At 65.0% G+C, this 6,571-nt stretch carries 8 protein-coding genes and 1 tRNA gene; 3 read left to right on the top strand and 6 right to left on the bottom strand.

The window, feature by feature from the left end; all coding sequences use genetic code 11:
• Window positions 1-54: 54 nt before the first annotated feature.
• The 3 genes from GM1_RS12910 to GM1_RS12900 all read right to left on the bottom strand — a co-directional run bounded on the left by GM1_RS12910 (window position 55) and on the right by GM1_RS12900 (window position 1,863).
• Complete coding sequence (locus GM1_RS12910; protein WP_008379451.1) at window positions 55-1,263, bottom strand: RtcB family protein; 1,209 nt, start codon at window positions 1,261-1,263, stop codon at window positions 55-57.
• 40 nt (window positions 1,264-1,303) lie between these two features.
• Complete coding sequence (locus GM1_RS12905; protein WP_040520094.1) at window positions 1,304-1,762, bottom strand: HNH endonuclease; 459 nt, start codon at window positions 1,760-1,762, stop codon at window positions 1,304-1,306.
• Between the two features lie 28 nt (window positions 1,763-1,790).
• Window positions 1,791-1,863 (bottom strand) — tRNA-Arg (locus tag GM1_RS12900).
• 107 nt (window positions 1,864-1,970) lie between these two features.
• Between GM1_RS12900 and GM1_RS12895 the strand changes: the two genes are divergently transcribed.
• A complete protein-coding gene (locus GM1_RS12895) occupies window positions 1,971-2,417 on the top strand; it encodes a recombinase family protein (protein WP_008379447.1) in 447 nt (148 codons plus the stop codon).
• A 24-nt stretch (window positions 2,418-2,441) separates the two neighbouring features.
• On the opposite strand, the gene GM1_RS12890 is transcribed toward GM1_RS12895, so the two are convergent.
• Window positions 2,442-3,500 (bottom strand): DUF2804 family protein, encoded by a 1,059-nt coding sequence (locus GM1_RS12890; protein WP_040520061.1) that lies wholly within the window; start codon window positions 3,498-3,500, stop codon window positions 2,442-2,444.
• Window positions 3,501-3,570: 70 nt separating this feature from the next.
• Between GM1_RS12890 and GM1_RS12885 the strand changes: the two genes are divergently transcribed.
• The gene (locus GM1_RS12885; protein WP_008379444.1) at window positions 3,571-4,761 is read left to right on the top strand and encodes an acyl-CoA dehydrogenase family protein; all 1,191 of its coding nucleotides are present in this window, start codon (window positions 3,571-3,573) and stop codon (window positions 4,759-4,761) included.
• An 84-nt stretch (window positions 4,762-4,845) separates the two neighbouring features.
• Here the strand turns inward: GM1_RS12885 and GM1_RS12880 are convergent, their stop codons facing one another.
• Entirely contained in the window at window positions 4,846-5,178 is a 333-nt protein-coding gene (locus GM1_RS12880; RefSeq protein WP_008379443.1) for a YnfA family protein, read from the bottom strand.
• Window positions 5,179-5,262: 84 nt separating this feature from the next.
• On the opposite strand from GM1_RS12880, the gene GM1_RS12875 reads away from it, so the two are divergent.
• Complete coding sequence (locus tag GM1_RS12875; protein ID WP_008379441.1) at window positions 5,263-5,658, top strand: nuclear transport factor 2 family protein; 396 nt, start codon at window positions 5,263-5,265, stop codon at window positions 5,656-5,658.
• Here GM1_RS12875 and GM1_RS12870 read toward each other — a convergent pair.
• Entirely contained in the window at window positions 5,645-6,514 is an 870-nt protein-coding gene (locus tag GM1_RS12870) for an alpha/beta fold hydrolase (protein WP_040520093.1), read from the bottom strand. The genes GM1_RS12875 and GM1_RS12870 overlap by 14 nt on opposite strands.
• Between the last annotated feature and the right edge of the window lie 57 nt (window positions 6,515-6,571).

Below are 6,571 nucleotides of genomic sequence, written 5' to 3'. Positions count from 1 at the left end.
TATTGCCCTCGGTGTCGCGTCTGAGTACTGACTTTTGCGTCTTGCAGCGGGCGCTCAGCCCTTGACGCACATCAGCGTGGTGAGGCGGGCGACCACCTCGACCAACGGTGACGGCCCGGTGGTCTGGGCGTCGATCACCTGCTGAAGGTCCTTGTAAGCACCCGGGATCTCGTCGAGCACCCCGCGGTCCTTGCGGCATTCGACTCCAACCGTCTGCGCGGCGAGGTCGTCGACGGTGAACGTCTTCTTCGCCTTGGTCCGCGACATACGACGCCCGGCACCGTGGGACGCCGAGCACAGGCCTTGTTCGTTGCCGAGACCACGGACGACGAACGATCCGGTTCCCATGGAGCCCGGAATCAGCCCGAGGTCGCCAGAACCCGCGCGAATCGCGCCCTTGCGAGTGACGATCACGTCCACGCCGTCGTAGGTCTCCTCGGCGACGTAGTTGTGGTGGCACTGCACCTCCGACCGGAACGTCACCTGCGGGAAGTGTTCGACGACGACAGCCTTGACCAGTGCCATCATCGCCGCTCGGTTGAGCCGGGCGTAATCCTGCGCCCAGTACAGATCGTGCAGGTAGGCGGACATCTCGTCGGTCCCCGCGAGGAACACGGCGAGGTCTCGGTCCGGCAGACCGAGATTGTGCTCGAGGGTTCGAGCGGTCTCGATGTGCCGACGCGCGAGTTCGTTGCCGATGTTGCGGGAGCCGGAGTGAAGCATCAGCCAGATGCTGCCGTCGTCGTCCGCGCACACTTCGATGAAATGATTGCCCCCGCCCAGCGATCCACACTGTGCGTGCATGCGACCTTCACGCTCGGCGATCTTCGGCGCACGGAGCGCGTCGAACGATCCGAAGAGGCGATCGGCCTCGCGCTTGAGCGGCCACTGCTTCCGCAGCACGTCGGTGACGCCGTTGTGGGCGTTGAAGCCGACGGGCACGGCCTGCTCGATGCCCGCACGCAGAGGTGCGAGGCTGTCCGGTAGATCGTCCATTGTCAGATCGGTCTGGACGGCGGCCATGCCGCAGCCGATGTCGACACCGACAGCGGCAGGCGCGACGGCGTCGCGCATCGCGATCACCGAACCGACGGTCGCACCCTTGCCGAGGTGCACGTCCGGCATCACGCGCAGCTTCTCCACCCAGGGGAGCTTGGAGATGTTCCGGAGCTGGTCCAGCGCCGCAGGTTCGATCTCTCCCGGTTCGGCCCACATCAGCGTGTCGGCCCGCGCTCCGGGAAGCGCGATGGGGTACTCGTTCATGAGTCCCCTCCTCTCAACAATGTTCTTCTCTCGATGGGCATCACGCCCAGGCGGGACGGTAAGGCTCCCAGAGCAGGCGGAGGCCCGCCTCTTCCGGGGTGCGATCGCCCTTGTCCCAGTTGCATGGTCCGCATGCTGCGATGCAGTTGAACCAGGTGTTCCCGCCGCCGCGGGACTGCGGCATCACGTGATCCCACGTGTTCGCGTGCAGGCCGCAGTAGCCGCAGAGATGGCGATCCCGACGCAGGATCTTCTCGCGCGTCGTACGATCCACCTCCACGTACGGGCGGTACACGTAGTCGCGAAGGATCACCTCCCGCGGAACCTCGATCTGCATGGACACCGCGTGTGCGATGACCGGAGGGTCGAAGTTCGCGACCACCCACACCTTTCCGTCGAGCAGGTGCCCGACGATCTCGCGAAAAGGTCGACTGTGGAGCACGGCGTTGTCCGCATTGCGGACCACGACGGGTATTCGATCTATCGCCTCGATGACCATGACTGCCCGAGCCTCTTCTCGCTTCGCGTGTCCTCCAAGGGATTTGAACCCCTGACCTTCCGGTTCGTAGCCGGACGCTCTATCCACTGAGCTAGGAAGACGTTGTATGACGTGGAGAACGCTAAGTGTCCGCTAGAGTCCGGTCAAGTCTTTTATTGACCGGATATGAATTGACTTCAGACGTACATCGGCCGGACACTGTCTCTTCGTGGCGACGATGAACCTCACCCAGTACGCGCAGACGCAGGGGATCTCCACGAAGACCGCGCAACGCTGGTTCAAGAACGGGACGTTGCCTCACCCTGCGCGGAAAGTGGGACGCCTGATCCTGGTCGACGTCTCCGACACGCCCGTTTCACAGTCGACGCGGCCGGCTCGGACGGCGCTCTATCTGAGTGACCCGCGCAGTGCGAGCGAGCTCAAGGAATGGGCCTTCTCCCGCGGAATGCGGATCGACGAGACATGTCGAGAGGACGACTCGTCGACAGTCCTCAAACGACTCCTCGCCGATCAGACCGTCACCCGCATCGTCACCGATTCACATCCCGCCGCCGACCTGCTGTCGGCCGCCCTGTCTGCACAAGGTCGCGAATTCATCACCGTCGCACCCCATACATCTTTCACGCCCCGGATCGCTTCCAGCGCCGGGGCGTAGTCGTACCCGGAGGCAGCCGGCGCGTCAGACGGTGATGCGCTTCTGCTCGCCGACGCCGTACATGCCGTCGACGGAGAGCGTGTTGTTCTCGCCGTGGATGACGCCGGAGAACCAGCCGTAGGGCGCGTAGTACTCGGCGAGCACCTTCCTCGGTCCGACGTGCATCGTCGACCTCACGACGGGAGTGAATGTGACGTCGACGGCGCCGTCGGCGTCTCGTGCCCGCCACATGCCCCACGGTCCGTCGGGCCGCTCGAAGGTCACCGGTGGAAGCCGGTCGAGGCTGTTCCCGACCCAGATCGCGTTCTCGTTGAACTCGGCGGGGTTCCGAATCTGGTTGTCGGTGAGGTTGAACCCTTCAACCCTGCCGTCGGCACGGCGCGCCGCGGTGATCCAGTCGTACTTCATCGGGCGCGGGTAGTCACCGTGGTGATCGTCGAGGATCAGGAAGCCGTGGTCGTCGGCGAATCCGACCCGCTCGTCGCCGAGGACGAGCGAGCCGGTCATCGGCATCATCACCTTGTGCGAGTACAGGGCGTCGTTGTCGGCGAACGGGTGGACGATCACGAGGTGAGCGGCCGACTCGGGTGAACAGTCCCCCGTCGTGTGCAGTGAGAGCGACGGGTTGTCGCCCCGCGCGGAGCGGGTCGCGTCGACGGTCAGGGTCCCGTCGGGAAGGTCGTTTCCGAGGGAGATCTTGAGCCCGTCGAAGTCACCGTGCGATGTGGTGCCGGACAGGCCGCGCGCCACCGACAGCATCGGCGACGGCAGCTTCGTCTCGAATCGGGTGATGGTGTCTTTGCGCTTGTCGACCACCAGTACCTGCAGGAGGCCGAGGGCCTTCGCGTTGTAGACGGCGCCGAGGACGAACCAGTCGTCGTCACCGAGCTGGAACGCCTCCCACTCCTTGAGTCCGAGGTCGCGCACCGCGCGCCGAGGCCCCGCGAGCAGGCCGTCACCGGCCGCGTCGAGCGGATTGATCGTCGCGATCGGACCGTCGTAGGTGCCGAAGTTGTATCGGCCGCCGGTCACGAGTTCGGCCGGCGGTGCAGAGCGGAGCGGGGGGTACGCGCGGGAGGTCACGCTTCGACCGTAGCGGCCCGGCCCGCGGGAGCCTATCGACAAGTAACTTACTCGATAGTAAGGTAACGGTATGGCTATCAACCTTGAGCTCCCGGAGAAGCTGAACTCCACGGTCGAGCGCGCCCGTCTCGCAGCCGAGCACATCTTCCGACCCATCTCCCGCAAGTACGACCAGGCCGAGCACGAGTACCCGGTGGAACTGGACGAACTCGGCAAGATCGCGAAGCAGGCGCGTGGCGGTGACAAGGACTCCGACAAAGCCGCTGCGGCGAAGGAGGACACCGTCAACGGCGCCAATCTCCGCTCGGTGCTCAACGCACGCGAGCTGAGCTGGGGCGACGTCGGGCTGATGCTGTCGATCCCCTACCAGGGGCTCGGCAACGCCGCGATCGCCGCTGTCGCGAACGAGGAGCAGCTCGAACGCTTCGCCGACGTGTGGGCGGCGATGGCGATCACCGAGCCGGGCTTCGGCTCCGACTCGGCGGCCGTGTCGACCACCGCTGTTCTCGACGGTGACGAGTACGTCATCAACGGCGAGAAGATCTTCGTGACGGCAGGTTCGCGTGCCGACCACGTCGTGGTCTGGGCGACGCTCGACAAGAACGTCGGGCGCGCAGCCATCAAGAGTTTCGTCGTCCCGATGTCCACCGACGGCGTCACCGTCGCTCGCCTCGAGCACAAGCTCGGCATCCGCTCGTCCGACACCGCTGTGGTTCGATTCGAGAACGCTCGCGTCTCGGCCGACAACCTGCTGGGCACCCCGGAGATCAACGTCAAAAAGGGTTTCGGCGGCGTCATGCAGACGTTCGACAACACCCGCCCGGTGGTCGCCGCGATGGCAGTCGGACTCGGGCGCGCCGCTCTCGAAGAGCTCCGCCGCATCATTGAGGAGGCGGGCCACGAGATCGACTACGACCGCCCCGTCGCCGCTCAGCACTCGGCCGTCGCCGAGTTCATCCGCCTCGAGTCCGACTGGGAGGCGTCATGGATGCTGACCCTGCGCGCCGCCTGGATGGCCGACAACAAGCAGCCGAACTCGGCTGAGGCGTCGATGTCGAAGGCCAAGGCCGGCCGCACGGTCACCGATCTGACGAACAAGGCCGTCGAGATCGGCGCCACCGCGGGCTTCTCCGAGAAGGAGATGCTCGAGAAGTGGGCGCGCGATTCGAAGATCCTCGACATCTTCGAGGGCACCCAGCAGATCCAGCAGCTGATCATCGCCCGCCGTGTGCTGGGCAAGAGCAGCGCCGACCTGCGCTGATCGCAGGACGCGCGCAGTCCGAACGAGGCGCTCAGCGACAGACGAGGCACGGATGCATGCCTCGTCTGTCAATAAGTGCCTCGTTCAGCTTGTTCGCGGCGCATACATGATCAGGGCAACGCCTGCGAGGCAGACGAGCGCGCCGATGACGTCCCACCGATCCGGGCGATAACCGTCGGCGATCATCCCCCACACGAGTGATCCGACCACGAACACTCCGCCGTACGCGGCGAGGATGCGGCCGAACTCGGCATCCGGTTGCAGGGTGGCGACAAAACCGTAGGCGCCCAACGCGATGACTCCGGCGCCGATCCACAGCCAACCGCGATGTTCACGCACTCCCTGCCAGACCAGCCATGCGCCCCCGATTTCGGCGACGGCGGCGAGGGCGAAGAGGAGCAGCGAGCGGATCACCATGGGCCAATCGTGCCAGGACTCTTCAGCGCGCCCCTGTCCCCTGCTACGGTTCAACTAGAACACGTTTCAATTCAGGGAGTGAACATGACCGCTGACCAGCAGGAACTCACACTGTCGGAGAAGATCGCCGCGACCGTCCAGGCCTACATCGATGGACTCAACGGCGGATCCGCAGACGACATCGCCGACCTGTACGCAGAGGGTGCGACTGTCGAAGACCCGATCGGCGCGCCGATCCGCGGCACCCGCGAGGAGCTGGTCGAGTTCTACGGCATCATCACGAACCTCGACAGCCGCGACGCCGCTCTCAAGTGGACCAAGATCGCCGGCGACACCGCGGTCTTCGAGTTCACCCTGGTCACCGGTACTGCCGGAATGAAGTTCGAGATCACCCCCGTCGACATCATGGTGTTCAACGACGAGGGCAAGATCGTCTCGATGCGCGCCGTCTGGGAGCAGTCGGACCTCAAGCAGCTCTGATCGGAAAGCGCTCGACGATCGCGCGAATCAGGTCGTCGGGCGCTTCTTCGGCAGTGAAGTGGCCTGCGTGCGGGATCCGCACCTCGGTGACGTCGTCGAACGCTGCGTGAATCCGCGGCAGGCACGAGGGCGCCGGGAACACCCTGTCCCGCGCGCCCCACGCCGCAACCACCGGACGGTCCCTCAGAAGTGATACGACGTCGTGCTCCAGCGTCGCGAGAAGTGGGGCCGCCGCGGTGATCTCGGTCGGGATCACCGCGAGACCTCGTCGAGCCGCAGGTGAAGGCTGAACGAGTCGATACTGATCGGCCTCGGCGGCGGTCAGCTGCGGCCCGAAACGACCCAGAAGCACCTGTTCGACGAGGAAGTTCCGCTCCACTATTCGACGACGCATCACCCGGGTGCCCATCACTGTGCTGAAAAGACGATTCGGAAGCCTGGTGATCGGCCAGAAACACGTGTTCGTTAGCACAAGTCCACGGAGTCGGTCGGCGCGCGGAATCGATGCGGCCAGCCCGATGGGCCCTCCCCAGTCGTGCCCGACCAGGATGTAGTCGTCGACGCCGAGGTGGTCGAGCAGGTCGCCGATCACTGCGACATGCTCACGAACGGTGTAGCCGAACACGTCTGGGCGCTCCGAGAGGCCGAAGCCGAGAAGGTCGGCGGCGATGCAGCGGTAGTCGTTCCGCAACGAGGCCATCACCTTGCGGAACATGAAACTCCAGGTCGGTGACCCGTGGCAGAACACGATCGTCGGGCCGCTCCCCTCGTCCACGTAGTGAACGCGCCCGGCAGGCGACGTGAACCAACGGGATTTGAACGGATACAGATCTCGGTCGACGTGATCTTCGATCATCGGCATGGTGGCCCCCGGTTCGTCGCTACAGGTGTAGTGGCTCTGAACCAGACGCTA

This window comes from Gordonia malaquae NBRC 108250 (genome assembly GCF_000344135.1).
Classification (GTDB): Bacteria; Actinomycetota; Actinomycetes; order Mycobacteriales; family Mycobacteriaceae; genus Gordonia; species Gordonia malaquae.
This window is presented reverse-complemented; position numbering and strand designations above follow the sequence as displayed.

Coding starts and splice junctions, on each gene's coding strand:
- GM1_RS12880 (WP_008379443.1), bottom strand. CDS start 5,178: ATGGTGATCCGCTCGCTGCTCCTCTTCGCCCTCGCCGCCGTCGCCGAA.
- GM1_RS12885 (WP_008379444.1), top strand. CDS start 3,571: ATGGCTATCAACCTTGAGCTCCCGGAGAAGCTGAACTCCACGGTCGAG.
- GM1_RS12875 (WP_008379441.1), top strand. CDS start 5,263: ATGACCGCTGACCAGCAGGAACTCACACTGTCGGAGAAGATCGCCGCG.
- GM1_RS12910 (WP_008379451.1), bottom strand. CDS start 1,263: ATGAACGAGTACCCCATCGCGCTTCCCGGAGCGCGGGCCGACACGCTG.
- GM1_RS12905 (WP_040520094.1), bottom strand. CDS start 1,762: ATGGTCATCGAGGCGATAGATCGAATACCCGTCGTGGTCCGCAATGCG.
- GM1_RS12870 (WP_040520093.1), bottom strand. CDS start 6,514: ATGATCGAAGATCACGTCGACCGAGATCTGTATCCGTTCAAATCCCGT.